The sequence below is a fragment of the Pseudomonas sp. 8209 genome (assembly GCF_028682105.1).
In the GTDB taxonomy this organism is placed as follows: domain Bacteria; phylum Pseudomonadota; class Gammaproteobacteria; order Pseudomonadales; family Pseudomonadaceae; genus Aquipseudomonas; species Aquipseudomonas palmensis.
In genome coordinates, this window is sequence record NZ_JANIAH010000008.1 from 207,105 (window position 1) to 222,430 (window position 15,326).

Consider the following 15,326-nt stretch of genomic DNA (forward strand, 5'->3'; position numbering starts at 1 on the left):
CTCAGAAGGTGTACCCCACTTCCAGCCAGTACTGGCGACCCACTTCATAGGTCGACACCGAATTGCTGTTGACCGTGGCGTTGGCATTGACCGACTTCTTGTCGAGCACGTTGAACACGTCGACGTTGACGAAGATGGCCTGGTCCCGTGCGGTGGGGATACGCCAGCCCAGACGCGTGTCCCAGGTCAGCGCCGCGTCGAATTTCTGCTCTTCCCACACATCCACCGAGGTGCCCCTGTAATCGACGTTGCGCCCGGTGTCGCCGATGCGCTTGTAGCCGGCCCGGTAGCGCCAGAAGTTGCTCCACTGCAGGTTGGCCTGGGGGATGTCGGTGATGGTGGTCAGGCGCGCCGTCCACGGTCGGTTGTAGTTGGTCGCCGGGCGGTCCTGGTAGTTGATGAAGCTGCCCTGGTACTGGATCACGTCATTCTGGTAGTAGGTGTCGTCGGCCTGCACGTAGCTGGGCGAGGAAGCCTTGCTGTCGGTCCAGTTCAGTGCCAGCTGGCCGCCGGTCTGCGTGCCCAGCAGCGTCCAGCGCTGCATCGGCGTCACGGTCAGGGTGTAGGTGTCGGTCTCGCTCTTGCCGTCGTTGGTGTAGGTGGTGTAGTTGCTGGCCAGGTCAGGGTCGGTGGACGGCTGCCCCAGGGTGCGCCCGGACACCTGTACCACCTGGTCACGGCCCTTGCGGTTGACGTACTTGAGGCCGTACTCGATGCCGGCCCACTGCTGCACCACGCCCAGCATCAGCTCGTCGTCATAGGGGATGTCGAGCTGATTGAACAGCGTCTGGTTGCTGCCGTTGGACTTGGTCACCCAGGGTTTGTCGAGGCTCGCGCGGGTTTCGTTGAAGCGCAGGCGGTTGCGCCCGTCCTGCAACTGCCAGCTGGTGACGCTGCGGCCGTAGTAGCGGTTGGCACCGGCACTGAGCAAGGTGGTGCGGTCACCGAACACGTCGTACTCCAGGGAGAAGCGCGGTGCCCAGGTGGTCTTGTCCATGTAGTCGTCACTGTCCACGCGCACGCCGGGGCGCAGGGTCAGCTTGCCCAGGGTGATCTCGTCCTGCACCCAGCTGCCCCAGGTGGTGGTGGTGAAATCGAATTCGCCGGGGGCATAGCGGGTGCGGCTCTTCATGTACTGGCCGGCCCAGCCACTGACGGTCTCGCCCATGTTGCAGGCAACGGTATCGGTCACCCCCGCGCTGTTGGTACAGCTGTTGGTGGCGGCCGGGGCCACATAGGTACTGCTGTCGGTGAGGCGCTCGTAGCGTACGTACTGGCGGGAGAACTCCAGGCCGGTCTGCGGGCGGTGAATGGCGCCCAGCCAGTCGAAGCTGCGCCAGTCGGCATTGAGCTTGTACTGCCAGGTGCGCTGCTGCTGTTCGATATCGCCCCAGCCCCCCTCCAGGGTGTTGGCGGTGGTCTTGCTGCCGATGCCCCAGTCCTTGGTGGTCGACTTGCGCCAGGTCCAGTAGTCGGCCGAGTCCGAGGTGCGGCTCTGTTCCTGGCGGCTCCAGGCCAGGGTCTGTTCGACGCGGGCCAGGTCGCCGTCCCACACGGTGCGCAGGTTCAACTGGGTACCGCCAACCTTGTTGTCATAGCCGGAGTTGGCGACGTTGGCCCGGAAGTAATGGCTCTCCTCGGGCGCGTGGGTCACGCTGGTCTCGACGGTGAGCCGGTCGCTGGCCTGCCACACCGACTTGAGGAAGTAGTTGTCGATGCGCCGCTCCTGCTTCTCCTTGTGATAGCCCATCTCTTCGACGTTGTTGTAGGAGTAGAGGCTCAGCGGAATGGTCGAGCGCTTCTGGCTGAAGTTGCCGATCAGGCCGAAGGTGTCGGTCAGGTGGCCTTGCAAGGTACCGCGCACGATGACCTTGTCGAACTCGGGCTGCTCGTCGGGCGAGCCGGAGTTCTCCATGCGCTGCTCTTCCGTCTCGTCGATGTGGTATTTGGTCCAGGCCGAGCGCGTGGTCTGTACCGAGAACTTGCCGTGCAGGGCCTTGGTCGGGGCGCGGGTCTGGGCGTCGATCACCCCACCGTTGAAGCCGCCATAGGCGGCCGGCACGTTGCTGTCCAGAACCGTGATGTTCTCCAGCAGGTCGGTGTCCAGCGCCAGGCCCTGGCTGCGCCCCGGCACCCTGTCCAGCAACTGCACGCGGTCTTCGGCCGGGTCGATGTCGTTGTTCATGTTGATGCCGTCGACCAGGAAGGCGTTCTGGTAGAACGCCGCGCCGTTGATGCTGATGTTGGCCGGGGCGATTTCTCCGGGTGTCTTGCTGCTGAGCTGGTTGTCGTCGAACTGAACGTTGGGGTGGCTGCGCAGCAGGCTGGTGATGTCGCCGTTGCCGGCCGGCATTGCCTCGATAAGCTCGCGATCGATATGGGTTTCACCCTGTGGCAGCAGCGCCCGTTCGCGGACCTTGGTGTTTTCCAGCTGGATCTGGTCGGCACGCGGACGCACCACCCGTTGCAGCAGCAGCGCGTCGTCGCCGATATGCACCCATTCCAGGTCGCTGCCCTTGAGCAGGATCGCCAGCGCCTGATCGGCGCTCAGCTCGCCACGCACCGGCGGGGCACTGAGGTTGCCCAGCAACTGGCTTTCGACACTGATCTGCAGGCCGGTCTGCTGCCCCAGCGCCATCAGCGCAGAGCCCAGCGGCTGGCGCGCGATATCGATGCTGTGGCGCGCCGGCTCGTCATCGGCCAGCACCGGCAACGACACTGCCAGCCCCACTGACAGCAACAGCAGGCGCGCACTGCGCCGACGACCCTGCAACGACTCTTGGGTGCGAATGGACATGCTCTGGTGAACTCCCCGTGCGGCGCGAACGATACGCGCCTGTAAATGAGAATCTGTACGATTAACTCAGCGGGGCAATAAACGAACGGCGATGGGGAATTTCCAGAACTTCGTGAATTTATTTTTTTCCAGGCGGCGAAGCGCGCTCACGGATGACCGTGATGTACGGCCCCCATTGCGTCAGCTGCCCGCCCAGCGGGGCGATGGCCAGTTGCAGCGCGCTACCTGGCGACCGCAGGTTCAGCGACGCGGTGATGCGCCGCTGGCCCAGGGCACGGTCCTGCAGCAGCAACACGCCGGGGTAATACGCACGCAGTTGTTCGATGACTTCGGCCAATGGACGGTCGTTGACCAGCAACTGCCATTGGCGCCATGCCGCAACCTGCTCCAGCTGCACCCGGCTGCGCTGCGCCGGGCCCTGGTTCAGCCCCACGCGCAGACTGTCGCCCGCGCCCAGCGCCGGCGCTGCCAGTTCGCCGCGCCTGTCACGCACCTGCACCGAGCCGCTCTGCACTGCTACCGACACCGCGCTGCGGCTCAGGTCCACATCGAACGCCGTGCCGGTGACGGTCACCTTCACGTCTTCGGCCTGCACCGTGAAGGGCCGCGCGGCGTCATGGCTGACCTCGAAGAATGCCTGGCCCTTGAGCAGCGTGACCGCACGCGCACCCGGCTCGAACGCCACGCGGATGGCGCTGTCGCTGCCCAGTTCGATGTGGCTGCCGTCGCTCAGGCGCACCTGCCGGTGCTCGCCCGCCGTGCTGCTGTAGTCGGCCGGCGGCGCACGCCCCACCAGCAACAGCACGCAGGCCGCCAGCGCGCTCGCCGCCAGCGCCCGGCGTGGCCAACTGCGCCGGCGGGCTGCCATGCGCGGTGCGGCGGGCACCTGGTGCGCCGTTGGTGGCTCCAGCGGGTCGATGCCGGCGCTCAGCATCCAGACCTTTTGCACCTTGCGCCAGGCCGCCGCATGGCGTTCGTCAGCGGCCAGCCAGCGCGCATGGGCCTGGTGCAGCAGCACGTTGTCCGGTTCGACATTGCATTGCAGCAGCCAGTCCATGGCGGCCTGCCACACCGGGTCGTCCTTCAGCGAGCCGGGCGTTCGGCAAGACGGGGTGGTATCAGTCATCGGCCAGATGCTCCGCACAGTGGGTCAGTGCGTCACGCACCAGTTGGTGCGCCAGACTAGTCGAAATATTCAAGCGGGCGGCAATTTCCTGAAAAGTCATGTGCTGCAAGCGGTGCATGTGAAAGGCCTGCCGCGCCCGCTCCGGCAGCAGCGCCAGGGCGTCCTGCAGCACACGCAACTGATCGCGGTGCAGGGCCTGGTGCTCCGGCGACGGTGCGCTCGACGGCAGCTCATCGAGCCGTTCGCCGCCATCGGGCTGGCGGTTTTCCAGGGTCGTGCGGCGTAGCAGGTCGAACGACAGGTTGCGCACGATGCGGTACAGGTACCCCACCGGATTGCCCAACTGCGCACCGGCGTCGGCCTGCCCGCAGAAACGCAGCCAGGCCTCCTGCACCACGTCCTCGGCCTGCGCACGGCAGCCGACGATGGGTGCCGAATAGTCGACCAGCGCAGCACGGTGGGAAAGGTACAACTGGAGTTTATCGCTGGGGCAGGACACGGCGACGACCATTGAAGGCAGGAGCGGGTTGGGAGGGCCGCTATTCTGCATTCAATTGCGAATGATTATCAACTGAAATATCAGGCCTGCTCCTGCGCCTTGAGGTGAGCTAGCCCGCCACCACCGCGGGTTCATGCACTGTCACCCGGTTGCGCCCGCCGTGCTTGGACAGGTACAGCGCATGGTCGGCCCAGGCAATCAGTTCGGCGTGGCTGCTGGAGGGCTGGCTCAGATCGGCCACGCCCAGGCTGATGGTGAAACGGATGTCCTGCCCCTCATGGCTGACGCTCAGGCGTTCGACCGCCTTGCGCAGGCGCTCGGCAAAGATCAGCGCGCCGGCCTTGTCGGTGTCCGTCAGCACCACGCCGAACTCTTCGCCACCGTAACGGCCGGCCACGTCGCTGTCGCGGATCTGCTCGCGAACCACCCTGGCCACCTGGCGAATGACGGCATCGCCCGCCGGGTGACCATAGGTGTCGTTGACTCGCTTGAAATGGTCGATGTCGAACATCACCAGGCTGGTGGCATTGCCATAGCGCTGATTGCGCGCATGCGCCAGTTGCAGGCACTCCTCCCAATGCCCGCGGTTGTACAGGCCGGTCAGGCAATCGGTGCTGGACAGCTTCTGCAACTGCGCGTTGGCGGCCTGCAACTGGTGGCGGTTGGTGGCCACATCGGTCACGTCGTAGATCACCAGGCAGATCTGGCGGATCTCGCTGTCGGTGGAGCGCAACGGCAGCAGCGTGGTGTTCTGGTACATGAAATCCACCTGGCCGGTGATCGGCTGGTAGTTCTTGAACCGCACCAGGTACGGGCGCTGCTCCCAGATGGTGAAAGCCGGGGTGCCCAGGGTCGCGACGCTGTCCACCTTGTGGCTGAACCATTGCCGGTCGACCTCGGGGAACAGGCTGAAGAAGCACTGGTTGTAGGCATCCCTGGGCTGCACCCCCGAGCGGTTTTCCATGAAGGTGTTCCACACCTGCACCCGATGTTCGCGGTCGAGCACCACCACGCCCACATCGATGCTCTGCACGATGCTCAGCAGCCAGTGAAATTCCTTCAGGTCGATAGGATCGCGCATGGGCTCAGTTCATCAGGTAGGCAAGTTTATGGGTCAAGCGCTCGATGGAGTCTTCGGTGAACAGCAACAGCAGGTCGAAACGGATATCGTGCCCTTCCAGGCTGTAGCTGATCTCGACCGCCAGGGTTTTCTGCCAGCGTTGGCCGTTGACCTGGATAAGCTCGTCGATGGTGCCGTGCTGCCCGAGGATCTGCGGGTGGCCCTGGGAGAACACCACGTCGATCTGCTCGGCAATGCTGCTCAGGCACGCACCGATCAATACGCTGGAGAAGTCCAGCAACAGCTCCATGTCGGAATACTCGATGCTCTGGTGGCGCATCAGCTTGGCCATGTCGGCGATTTCCGAATCGTGGAACATCAGCAGGGCCTCGCCGGCGATGCCGCTGCCGATGAAGCCCTGGCAGATTGCCGTGAGCCGCTGGCTGCTGCCCGCGTCGGCCAGCGCCATGTGCAACTCGCCCACCTCGAAGAGGTTGACGCTGGGCACCGGCAACTGCACGAACACGCCCAGCACCTTGGCGATCAGGGCCGCGGCGCGGCCGATGGCGACGTTGACCGTTTCGCTGAACACCTCGCGAAAGCCGATGACGGCAGTCGCCGCGCCGGCCAGCGGTGTCGCCGAGCGCTCACCCAACAGCCCCAGCTGGGCCAGCAGGCGGCGCAGCTCGTCCTGGTCGAAGGGTTTTTTCAGAAACGCCAGCGCGCCCAGGTCCAGCACCCGGCGCACGGCCTCTTCCTGCACATCGCCCGAGATCACGATGACCTTGGGGCTCAGGCCTTCGTCACGCAGCGCAGCCAGCACCTGGTAGCCATCCATGGTGGGCATGGTCAGGTCCAGCAGCACCACCTGGCCCAGGCCGCGGCGTATGGCGTCCATGGCCTGGCGCCCGTCGCTGGCCTCGGTAACCGTTACCGGCCAGTTGGCGGGCAGCGCGCGCAGGACCTGCTTGCGGGCCACCATGGAGTCATCGCACACCAGCAAGGACATCGTTGACACAGACGGGGCGCTCATCGAGTGAATATCAATATAAAAAGTAATGGCATCATGCCATGATCCGACGCCAGGTTCTACGTACCCGCGGCGTCAGCGGTGCTGAGCGAATCCACTTGCACATTCCCTGCCAGGCCATCGCGCAGCATCTGCACGAATGCCTCCCGCGCCGGATGTCGCCCCGCCCCCTCGTGCCAGTAGAACAGGTTGTCGACCGCCTTCAGGTCGGCGAACTCGTGCCCGATCCACCCTGCGCCCTGGCGGTACTGCTCGTAGATGCCGCGCGGCACCAGCGACACCCCGGTGCCGGCGCTGACGCAGCTGACTATCGCACCGTAGCTGCCGATGCCCACGATGGGCAGCTTGTGCCCCTGGGCCTGCAGCCAGTGCTCCAGTGCCGCCCGATACGGACAGCCTTCAGGCCACATGAACACGGCCTTGCCCACCAGGTCCGCGGCGCTGCGCAGCGGCCCCAGTGACGGTGCGCCGATCAGCAGCAGGTCTTCCTGGTACATCAGGGTGCGGCGCAGGTGCGGGCGCTCGACATCCACCGCCACGATCGCACCATCGAGGCGGTGGTTGAGCACATCGTCGAGCATCTGCGACCAGGTGCCGGTGCTCAGCTCCAGCGTCACCTCGGGATAGCGCGCATGGTACTGCGCCAGAAACCGCGGCAGACGCCCGCTGGCCGAGGACTCGATGGCGCCGATGCGCAAGCGTCCGGATGGTTTGGCGGACGGCGCCAGCGCCTGCCTGGAGGCCTCGGCCAGGGCCAGCATCTGCGTGGCATAGGGCAAGAAGGTTTCCCCCGCCGGACTGATCACCAGCCCGCGCCCGCGGCGATGGAACAACGGCACGCCCAGCTCGGCCTCCAGCGCCTTGATCCGCGCCGTGATGTTGGACGGCACGTAGTGCAGCACCTCGGCCGCACGGGCAATGCTGCCGGTGTCGTGGACGGTCTTGAACATGCGGATCTGCATCAGCTCCATACATCACCCAAAGTGAACGATTGGCTCAGTATAAGTCGATTGTAGTGAGCAGTAGGCGTTCCGATACTGAGCGCACCCGCCCTTCGGAAGCCCACCCCATGACCCGCCCCAGCTCACTGAAAATTGCCTGCGCCGTACTCTTCGTGCTGCTGTGCTGGGCCTACTCGCCCACCGGCATCCGCCTGGGCTTGCAGGGCTATGCGCCCACGCATCTGGCGCTGGCGCGCTTTATCGTGGCGTCGCTGTTCATGGCGGTCATCGCGCTGCTGCGCGGCATCGCCCTGCCCCGGCTCAGGGACGTGCCCACCCTGCTGTTGCTTGGCCTGTTCGCGGTCAGCCTGCACCATGTGGCCATCAACTACGGCCAGCGTGGGGTCAGCGCCGGGGCGGCCAGTGTGCTGGCGCAGTCCACGCCGCTGTTCAGCCTGCTGATCGCGCACTGGGTGTTCAAGCAGGTGGCCGGGGCCTGGCATTGGGGCTGCCTGCTGCTGGGCATGGCCGGCGCGGTGATCGTGGTGGCCGGCGATCGCGGGCTCGGTCAGTTCGACCCGCACGGGTTGCTGATTCTGGTGGCGGCATTGTCGTGGAGCATCTATTTCGCCCTGCAGAAACACCACGGCCACCGCTACGACGCGCTGACCATCACCTGCTACACCGTATGGTCGGGCACTGCATTGCTGATGGTGTACCTGCCGGGGCTGCTCGACGACCTGGGCCACGCACCGCCCCAGGCCAACACTGCGGTGCTGGTGCTGGGGGTATTCCCCAGCGCGCTGGCCTACCTGGCCTGGGCCTGGGTACTGCGCCACTGCGAGGTCACCCGGGTGACCCTGGCGCTGTACCTGATACCCGCCTTCGCCATGCTGATCGCCGCAGCGCTGCTGGGCGAGCGGCCCTCGGCATCGGTGATGCTGGGCGGGCCGTTGGTGCTGATCAGCGTGCTGGCGCTGAACCTGAGGCCGCCTCGGCTGCCGGTTCAGCCGGGTCGCCAAACTTCACATTGAAGTAGTCGAGCAGGGTCTGGCCACGACGCAAGGTACTGCGCACCTCTTCGCTCTGCGCCAGCAGTTCGGCGCTGGGCCTGGCATGCTGTTCAGCCGGCAGCGGCGTCGACCACGCCTTCACCTCAGGAGGTATGCCCGCCTTGGGCCGGTTGTTGACCCAGTGCGAGATATGGCACGGCAAGGTCCAGCCGCCGAAGGCCTGCACAAACAGAAAGCCAAACCAGTGCTGCCACCACGGGAAGTTGTCGCGATAGCCCTGGCGGGCCATGTGGAAGAACGCCACGGTGCCCTCCTCGAACTCTTCATCGGGCGCTGGCGGCAGGCTCGCCGGGCCCTCTTCCATGTACACCCGGATCGCTTCCCATTCGGCAATCGCCGCGCCCAGGTGGCCGCTGGGCACGTTGATCCACAGCACATTGCCGGTGTCGGCCTGACGCAGGCAGAACATCAGGTTGAAGGCGGGCAGCACGGCGTACTCGGTGACGGTGCGCCCCGCGCTGACGCAGGCGATCACCGACTCCCACGGCACGAAGATCGGCGCCGCGCCCCGAGTGGGCACGAACGCCACCTCGCGGCGCTGGCGGTTGAAGCGTATCGGCGGGTGAATCGTCACCTCGCGCATCACCCGCAAGAACATCCCCGCATACAGCAACGACAGGCAGGCGATGAAGCCCCAGATGAACCCGTTGGCCATGAAGTCGGAGAAGGTGCTCCAGAACGGCTCCACATGGCGGCGTGCCCAGGAGCCGAGCAAGGCAGTGAGCATGAAACAGGTAACCACGCCCATCACCGAGGCGATGCCGCAGCGCGCCATGAACTCGAAGTTGCCCTGGCCGATGGCAAAGTCCAGGTACACCTCGTTGGATTCGCGGTGCAGGTTGCGGCTGCTGTAGGCCGGCATGCCGGTGGGGATCGGCAGGGGCGAGAGGTAGACGATCTCGGTGCCGGCCACCCGCTCGAAGTCACCGGCGTGGGGCAGGCGTTCGTATTTGCTGTCGGTCATCGAGCTATTCCTCTTCCAGCGTCAATGGCCGCGCCATGTCTTTGATCCAGTGCCACAGGATGTAGAAGATGGGGCTTGCGCAGCAGACACCGATCAACAGCAGCCCGACAGCATTGTTGAGCAGCTGGCGCGGGTTGCACTCCAGGGGGCCGCTGTTGCCCTTGCCCATGCGCACACAGCCATGCTCCGGATAGGCCATGACATAGGCGCCCCAGGCAAACAGCGCGGCCAGCAGGGCGAACAGCAGCATCAGGCCCACCTCGGTATCGCGATTGCCCAGGCGCTCCCAGCGTTGCGCCAGCCGCAGGTTCAGCATGCGTCGACATCCTTGTTCATACAGGCTCCTATGAAAAACGGCGCACAGTATCACGCAAATAGTCGTCGAGCAGTTTTACATCGCCGTGGGGCCTGGGCAGTGCCGGGGCGGCTCCCCCTCGTGCCAGCTCGCTCTCGATGAACTGGTGCAGCAGTACGCGGCGAGGCCCGTAATCGGCTTCGCTGGCGATGCGTTTGACGCGAAGCAGCTCGTCCAGGTCGGCCAGCAGCAGCGGGTCGTGCAGGGTCGCCTCCACCAGTTGGGCGAACGCGGTGGGCGGCATGCCCAGGCCCTGTTCGATCCAGCGCACCGCCAGCAACGGGCGCAATACGTAGAGGTACTTCTTCAGGCGCACCTCTTCGCCCTGCAGGTAGATGCGAAAGTTCTTGGTAGCCATCGACAGGTAGTGGTGAAACGCCGCCTGCGGCGAATGGAACTGTCTGGCCAGGCCGCGCAAGGCTTGCAGCGCCCCCGGCTCGGCGCGGTACACCAGCGGCGAGTCGAGCCATTCGAGCAGGGTCGGGTTGGCATTGCGCAGCAGGCGCAGGGTCTTGCGCAGCTCCCAGCCACTGATGTCGAGTTCGTCGGTGAGCGGGCGCTCGATCACGTCGCGTGGCTCGTCGATGCGCAGGTACCAGTCCTGGCGGTGCACGTAGATGAAGCGCACGTCGAAGTCGCTGTCGGTGGAGGCAAAACCCCAGGCGCGGCTGCCGGATTCGCAGGCGTAGAGCACGCGCACGTCATGCTCGCGCTCGATGCGTTGCAGTTCTTCGAGTACCCAGCTGCGCATCGCACTGGGCAGGGGGTGACGGTCTTCCATGTTCATGTTCGAATCCTCGTTGTACCCCTTCGCCGGCACGGCCGGCGAAGAGGCCGTCAGCCTTTCACACACACCACCTGACGCAACGTGTGCACCACTTCCACCAGCTCGCGCTGCGCCGCCATCACCGCATCGATGTCCTTGTAGGCCATCGGGATCTCGTCGATCACGTCCTTGTCCTTGCGGCACTCCACATGCGCGGTGGCGCGCACCTGGTCCTCAAGGGTGAAGGCCTGTTTGGCCCGGGTACGGCTCATGACCCGCCCGGCACCGTGGCTGCAGGAGCAGAACGATTCCTCGTTGCCCAGGCCGCGAACGATGAAACTCTTGGCGCCCATCGAGCCTGGAATGATCCCCAACTGGCCCTTCTGCGCCGACACCGCGCCCTTGCGCGTCACCAGGATCTCCTGGCCGAAGTGCTGCTCTTTCTGCACGTAGTTGTGGTGGCAGTTGACCCCCTGCAGGTTGGCCTCGAACGGCTTGCGGATGACCTGGCGCGTTGCCTCGATCACCGCGTGCATCATCAGCGCACGGTTCTGCCGGGCAAAGTCCTGGGCCCACTCCACCGCCTGGACGTAGTCGTCGAAATGGCGGCTGCCTTCCTCGAAGTACGCCAGTTCCTTGTCCGGCAGGTTGGCGATGTGCTGGCGCATGTCGGCCTTGGCCAGCTCGATGAACAGGTTGCCGATGGCATTGCCCACGCCCCGCGAGCCGCTATGCAGCATGAACCACACGCGGTCGGCCTCATCCAGGCACACCTCGATGAAGTGGTTGCCGCCGCCCAGGGTGCCCAGGTGCTGGCGATTGTTGGTCTTCTGCAGTTGCGGGTACTTGTCGGTGATCGCCTTGAAACGCCCGGCCAGGGCCGACCACGCCTGATCGGCGACGGTCGGTACGTGGTTCCACGCGCCCTGATCGCGCCGGCCGAAGGTCTTGCCGTGGGGCACTGCCTTCTCGATGGCGCTGCGCAGCCCTTGCAGGTTGTCGGGCAGGTCGGCCGCCATCAGCGAGGTGCGCGCCGCGATCATGCCGCAGCCGATGTCCACGCCCACCGCCGCCGGGATGATCGCGCCCAGGGTAGGGATCACGCTGCCAATGGTCGAGCCCTTGCCCACGTGCACATCGGGCATCACGGCCAGGTGCTTGAAGATGAACGGCAGGCGCGCGGTGTTCATCAGTTGCTGGCGTGCGTCCTCGTCCACCGGCACGCCCTGGGTCCAGAGCTTGATCGGTTTGCCGTTGGCCACTTCGAGGATGTTCATGTGTTTCATCTCAATTGTCCTTGTAGCCCGCCAGGCCCGAAGGCCTGGCAGGTGTCATGCGGTTTTCAGGCTGACCAGCCCATTCAACACCTGATCCAGCCCGCCGAATACCGAAATCCGGTCGATGCGCTCGGCCACCCGCTCCAGGGTTTCCAGCTCCTTCAGGCGCAGGGCCGTCGGGTTGTCTTCCATGACCTTGGCGGTGTTGAGCAGCGAACGGGTCGCCGAGGTTTCCTCGCGGCGCCGGATCACGTTGGCCTGGGCCGCCTTCTCAGCCTCCACCACCTGCGCCAGCAGGGTCTTCATTTCACCCGGCAGAATGATGTCGCGCACGCCCAGGCCGCTGACCTCGATGCCGCTGCCCACCAGTTTCTCGGCCAGGTACTGGCTGACGGTGTCGTCGATCAGTTGCTTGTTCTCCAGCAGCTCGTCGAGGGTACGCGTGCCCACGGCCGCACGCAGGCCGAACTGCACCTCGCGGTACAGGTGCTCCAGCGGTTTGCTGAGGCTGGCGAAGGCCATCAGCACGTCGCTGTAGCGCCAGTTGGCCGCCAGGTTCAGGCGCAGGCTGACCTTGTCGCGGGTGAGGATCTCCTGGCCGCTGACCTCCAGCGACTGGATGCGCATGTCGACCATGTCGACGCTCACCTGGCGGTTGAAGCGCCAGAAGCCGTACTGACCGGCCGGCAGCAGCTCGACCACTGCGCCATCGACCTTGAGCACGCCCACATGGAAGGCCGGCACCGGCGCCAGCAGCACCGCATCCAGCCCGGCCAGGGTGCGACCGCGCAGCTTGGGCTGACCGAGCTGGCCGAGCAGGATCGGCTCCAGGCGATAGCTGTGGGTCAGGTCGATGCGCTGCAGGGTCTGCGCGCTCTGGCCCTTCCAGTACAGCTGGCGGCTGCCCGGTGGCAGCAGTTCCGCCAGTGCGCCATCCTCGAAACGCAGGCCCACTTCGTGTTCGGCCAGGTCCATGCGCTCGAAGTACTGATCCACCACCGCCGGCTTGCTCTGGCGCAGGTAGCCGGCCAGGCGGTGCTCGAAGCGCGGGGTGTTGAGGCTGAAGGTTTCCACCGTCAGCCGGTTATGCAGGTCAAAGCGCTGATGCACGCCCGGTTCCAGGATCGACACGAAGTCGCCCTCGCAGAACAGCAGGCCGCGTTCGTTCTTTTTCACGATGAAGCGCTTGAGCAGTTTCATTCTGTATTTCCCTTTCAATGAATTCCGTGGTGCCGGTGCTGCCGGTACGCCGAGCGCTGCAGGTGGGGCCCGGGGGGAGGTGCACGCGTCGGGACATCAGAGTCCTTTGCCGACCGAGTCCTTCGGTCCGACGTTGCGCCTTGCCCCGGGCCCGGCCAGCAGGCCGGGCGTACCAGCGGTGGCGGGGGCGTCCTTCGCGACAGTCAGCCATCCTGGCTGCAAGTGCGTTGCCCTCGCCTCACCGGCGGGTGTTACGGGTACAGCTACCGTGGAGGGTATGTAACGAGTTCTAGGCTCGTTGGCGGCCCCATCCGGGGTTGCGCCAGCGACCGGTCGTTGCGGCGGCGGCATGCACGACACCAACACCAGGGGTGGGCTCGTGCACCGGTGGGGTTGTGAACCCCGACCCGTTGGCCTGCTTGGCGATGCGGTCGAAAGCGTTATTGCGAGGGGCGTGCCAGGTTTCGTCAAAGCGCTAGAATTTATTTTCAACTCATTGATTTATAAGTGTTTTATTTTCATCTTCGTTAAATCAACCTGCGCACCGGGCAAATGCTTGAGGGCTTTTATGTATACTTTTATCTCTTCATTTATCCAAAAAGATAAACAGCATGCACAAGCGCAGCGTTGCCATCGGCTTCATCGGTACCACCCTCGACCGCAACGGAAAGGGTGCCGCGCGCTGGAACAAGTGGCGGCCCACCGTCGCGCTGTGCCAGCAGCCTGATCTTTCGATCGACCGCCTGGAGCTGATTCACGGCAAGAGCGAACGTGATCTGGGCCTGGCCGAGCGCCTGCGCGAGGATGTACTCAGCGTGTCGCCCCACACCGAGGTGCGCCTGCACCGCTTGGCTCTGCACAACCCGTGGGATTTCGAAGAGATGTACGGCGCGCTGCATGACTTCGCCAGCAGCTACCACTTCGACACCGAGCACGAGGACTACCTGGTGCACATCACCACCGGCACCCACGTTGCGCAGATCTGCTGGTTTCTGCTGACCGAGGCGCGCTACCTGCCGGCGCGACTGGTACAGACCTCGCCGGCGCGCGGCAAGGAAGAAGAGCGTGACCCGGCCGGCACCAGCACGCTGATCGACCTCGACCTGTCGCGCTATGACCACATCGCTTCGCGCTTTCAGCGCGAGCAGGCGCACAGCCTGGCGTTTCTCAAGGCCGGCATCGCCACGCGCAACGTGGCGTTCAACCACTCCATCGAGCAGATCGAGCGCGTCGCCCTGCGCTCAACCGCCCCGATGCTGCTGGTGGGGCCGACCGGTGCCGGCAAGTCGTTCCTGGCCCGGCGCATCCATGAACTCAAGCGCACGCGCCACCAGCTGGAGGGCCGCTTCGTCGAAGTGAACTGCGCCACGCTGCGCGGCGACGGCGCCATGTCGAGCCTGTTCGGGCATATCAAGGGCGCCTTCACGGGAGCACAGAACGCCCGCGACGGCCTGCTGCGCGCCGCCGACGGCGGCATGCTGTTTCTCGACGAAATCGGCGAACTGGGCGCCGACGAACAGGCCATGCTGCTCAAGGCCATCGAAGAGAAGCGCTTCTTCCCGATGGGCGCAGACAACGAGGTGCAAAGCGACTTCCAGCTGATCGCCGGCACCCACCGTGACCTGCGCAAGCAGGTGGCCGAAGGGCTGTTTCGCGAAGACCTGTATGCGCGCATCAACCTGTGGACCTTCGAACTGCCGGGGCTGGCCGGGCGGCGCGAAGACATCGAGCCGAACATCGATTTCGAACTGCAGCGCCACGCCCGCGAACAGGGCCGCAACGTGCGCTTCAACCTTGAAGCCAAGCGCCAGTACCTGGCGTTCGCCCATTCACCGCAAGCACGCTGGGCCGGCAACTTTCGCGAGCTGTCGGCCTCGATCACGCGCATGGCGACCCTGGCCGACAGCGGACGCATCGACGAGCCCCTGGTCAGCGAAGAGATCACCCGGCTGCAACGGGCCTGGGGGGTTGCCGCGCCCACCGAGCCGTTGCTTGAAGGGCGTGAGCTGGACCTGTTCGACCGCCTGCAACTGGAGGCCGTGCTGCGGGTGTGTCGCGATGCCCGCTCGCTGTCCGACGCAGGGCGCCAGCTGTTTGCGGTGTCGCGCCAGGACAAGGAAAAACCCAACGATGCCGACCGCCTGCGCAAATACCTGGCGCGCTTCGAACTGGACTGGAACCAGCTGCGCAGCTGAGCTGCCATGCTAGAATCCGCGCCCCGGCCGTATTGGCCGGCAC

At 65.1% G+C, this 15,326-nt stretch carries 13 protein-coding genes; 2 read left to right on the plus strand and 11 right to left on the minus strand.

The window, feature by feature from the left end; translation table 11 throughout:
- Window position 1: 1 nt before the first annotated feature.
- The 6 genes from NP552_RS18900 to NP552_RS18925 all read right to left on the minus strand — a co-directional run bounded on the left by NP552_RS18900 (window position 2) and on the right by NP552_RS18925 (window position 7,483).
- Window positions 2-2,797: a TonB-dependent receptor gene (locus NP552_RS18900; RefSeq protein WP_082405794.1), complete on the minus strand. Its 2,796-nt coding sequence runs from the start codon at window positions 2,795-2,797 to the stop codon at window positions 2-4.
- Between the two features lie 118 nt (window positions 2,798-2,915).
- Complete coding sequence (locus NP552_RS18905) at window positions 2,916-3,923, minus strand: FecR family protein (protein ID WP_274097047.1); 1,008 nt, start codon at window positions 3,921-3,923, stop codon at window positions 2,916-2,918.
- Window positions 3,916-4,434 (minus strand): sigma-70 family RNA polymerase sigma factor, encoded by a 519-nt coding sequence (locus NP552_RS18910; RefSeq protein ID WP_043861871.1) that lies wholly within the window; start codon window positions 4,432-4,434, stop codon window positions 3,916-3,918. Before NP552_RS18910 ends, NP552_RS18905 begins: the two co-directional genes overlap by 8 nt.
- A gap of 97 nt (window positions 4,435-4,531) precedes the next feature.
- The gene (locus NP552_RS18915; RefSeq protein WP_043861872.1) at window positions 4,532-5,503 is read right to left on the minus strand and encodes a sensor domain-containing diguanylate cyclase; all 972 of its coding nucleotides are present in this window, start codon (window positions 5,501-5,503) and stop codon (window positions 4,532-4,534) included.
- A 4-nt stretch (window positions 5,504-5,507) separates the two neighbouring features.
- Window positions 5,508-6,515 (minus strand): response regulator, encoded by a 1,008-nt coding sequence (locus tag NP552_RS18920; RefSeq protein ID WP_043861873.1) that lies wholly within the window; start codon window positions 6,513-6,515, stop codon window positions 5,508-5,510.
- 56 nt (window positions 6,516-6,571) lie between these two features.
- A complete protein-coding gene (locus NP552_RS18925) occupies window positions 6,572-7,483 on the minus strand; it encodes a LysR family transcriptional regulator (protein ID WP_054916414.1) in 912 nt (303 codons plus the stop codon).
- A gap of 98 nt (window positions 7,484-7,581) precedes the next feature.
- Between NP552_RS18925 and NP552_RS18930 the strand changes: the two genes are divergently transcribed.
- Window positions 7,582-8,487: a DMT family transporter gene (locus NP552_RS18930; RefSeq protein ID WP_058541909.1), complete on the plus strand. Its 906-nt coding sequence runs from the start codon at window positions 7,582-7,584 to the stop codon at window positions 8,485-8,487.
- Here NP552_RS18930 and NP552_RS18935 read toward each other — a convergent pair.
- From NP552_RS18935 to NP552_RS18955, 5 genes are read right to left on the minus strand one after another with little or no spacing between them, the layout of a single operon-like run.
- Window positions 8,417-9,490 (minus strand): DUF6708 domain-containing protein, encoded by a 1,074-nt coding sequence (locus tag NP552_RS18935; RefSeq protein WP_274097048.1) that lies wholly within the window; start codon window positions 9,488-9,490, stop codon window positions 8,417-8,419. The genes NP552_RS18930 and NP552_RS18935 overlap by 71 nt on opposite strands.
- 4 nt (window positions 9,491-9,494) lie before the next feature.
- Entirely contained in the window at window positions 9,495-9,806 is a 312-nt protein-coding gene (locus NP552_RS18940) for a hypothetical protein (RefSeq protein ID WP_043861876.1), read from the minus strand.
- A 28-nt stretch (window positions 9,807-9,834) separates the two neighbouring features.
- The gene (locus NP552_RS18945; RefSeq protein WP_043861877.1) at window positions 9,835-10,632 is read right to left on the minus strand and encodes a nucleotidyltransferase domain-containing protein; all 798 of its coding nucleotides are present in this window, start codon (window positions 10,630-10,632) and stop codon (window positions 9,835-9,837) included.
- 50 nt (window positions 10,633-10,682) lie between these two features.
- Window positions 10,683-11,897, minus strand: a complete 1,215-nt coding sequence (locus NP552_RS18950) for an RtcB family protein (protein WP_274097049.1) — start codon at window positions 11,895-11,897, stop codon at window positions 10,683-10,685.
- A gap of 45 nt (window positions 11,898-11,942) precedes the next feature.
- Window positions 11,943-13,088: a slipin family protein gene (locus NP552_RS18955; RefSeq protein ID WP_274097050.1), complete on the minus strand. Its 1,146-nt coding sequence runs from the start codon at window positions 13,086-13,088 to the stop codon at window positions 11,943-11,945.
- A 611-nt stretch (window positions 13,089-13,699) separates the two neighbouring features.
- On the opposite strand from NP552_RS18955, the gene rtcR reads away from it, so the two are divergent.
- Entirely contained in the window at window positions 13,700-15,283 is a 1,584-nt protein-coding gene (rtcR, locus tag NP552_RS18960) for an RNA repair transcriptional activator RtcR (RefSeq protein WP_043861879.1), read from the plus strand.
- Window positions 15,284-15,326 lie beyond the last annotated feature (43 nt).

Excerpts from the sequence above, each read along its gene's own strand:
- NP552_RS18955 (WP_274097050.1), bottom strand. The coding sequence starts at position 13,088 with ATGAAACTGCTCAAGCGCTTCATCGTGAAAAAGAACGAACGCGGCCTG.
- NP552_RS18940 (WP_043861876.1), bottom strand. The coding sequence starts at position 9,806 with ATGCTGAACCTGCGGCTGGCGCAACGCTGGGAGCGCCTGGGCAATCGC.
- NP552_RS18925 (WP_054916414.1), bottom strand. The coding sequence starts at position 7,483 with ATGGAGCTGATGCAGATCCGCATGTTCAAGACCGTCCACGACACCGGC.
- NP552_RS18935 (WP_274097048.1), bottom strand. The coding sequence starts at position 9,490 with ATGACCGACAGCAAATACGAACGCCTGCCCCACGCCGGTGACTTCGAG.
- NP552_RS18950 (WP_274097049.1), bottom strand. The coding sequence starts at position 11,897 with ATGAAACACATGAACATCCTCGAAGTGGCCAACGGCAAACCGATCAAG.
- NP552_RS18900 (WP_082405794.1), bottom strand. The coding sequence starts at position 2,797 with ATGTCCATTCGCACCCAAGAGTCGTTGCAGGGTCGTCGGCGCAGTGCG.
- NP552_RS18930 (WP_058541909.1), top strand. The coding sequence starts at position 7,582 with ATGACCCGCCCCAGCTCACTGAAAATTGCCTGCGCCGTACTCTTCGTG.
- NP552_RS18905 (WP_274097047.1), bottom strand. The coding sequence starts at position 3,923 with ATGACTGATACCACCCCGTCTTGCCGAACGCCCGGCTCGCTGAAGGAC.
- NP552_RS18915 (WP_043861872.1), bottom strand. The coding sequence starts at position 5,503 with ATGCGCGATCCTATCGACCTGAAGGAATTTCACTGGCTGCTGAGCATC.
- NP552_RS18945 (WP_043861877.1), bottom strand. The coding sequence starts at position 10,632 with ATGAACATGGAAGACCGTCACCCCCTGCCCAGTGCGATGCGCAGCTGG.
- NP552_RS18920 (WP_043861873.1), bottom strand. The coding sequence starts at position 6,515 with ATGAGCGCCCCGTCTGTGTCAACGATGTCCTTGCTGGTGTGCGATGAC.
- NP552_RS18910 (WP_043861871.1), bottom strand. The coding sequence starts at position 4,434 with ATGGTCGTCGCCGTGTCCTGCCCCAGCGATAAACTCCAGTTGTACCTT.
- rtcR (WP_043861879.1), top strand. The coding sequence starts at position 13,700 with ATGCACAAGCGCAGCGTTGCCATCGGCTTCATCGGTACCACCCTCGAC.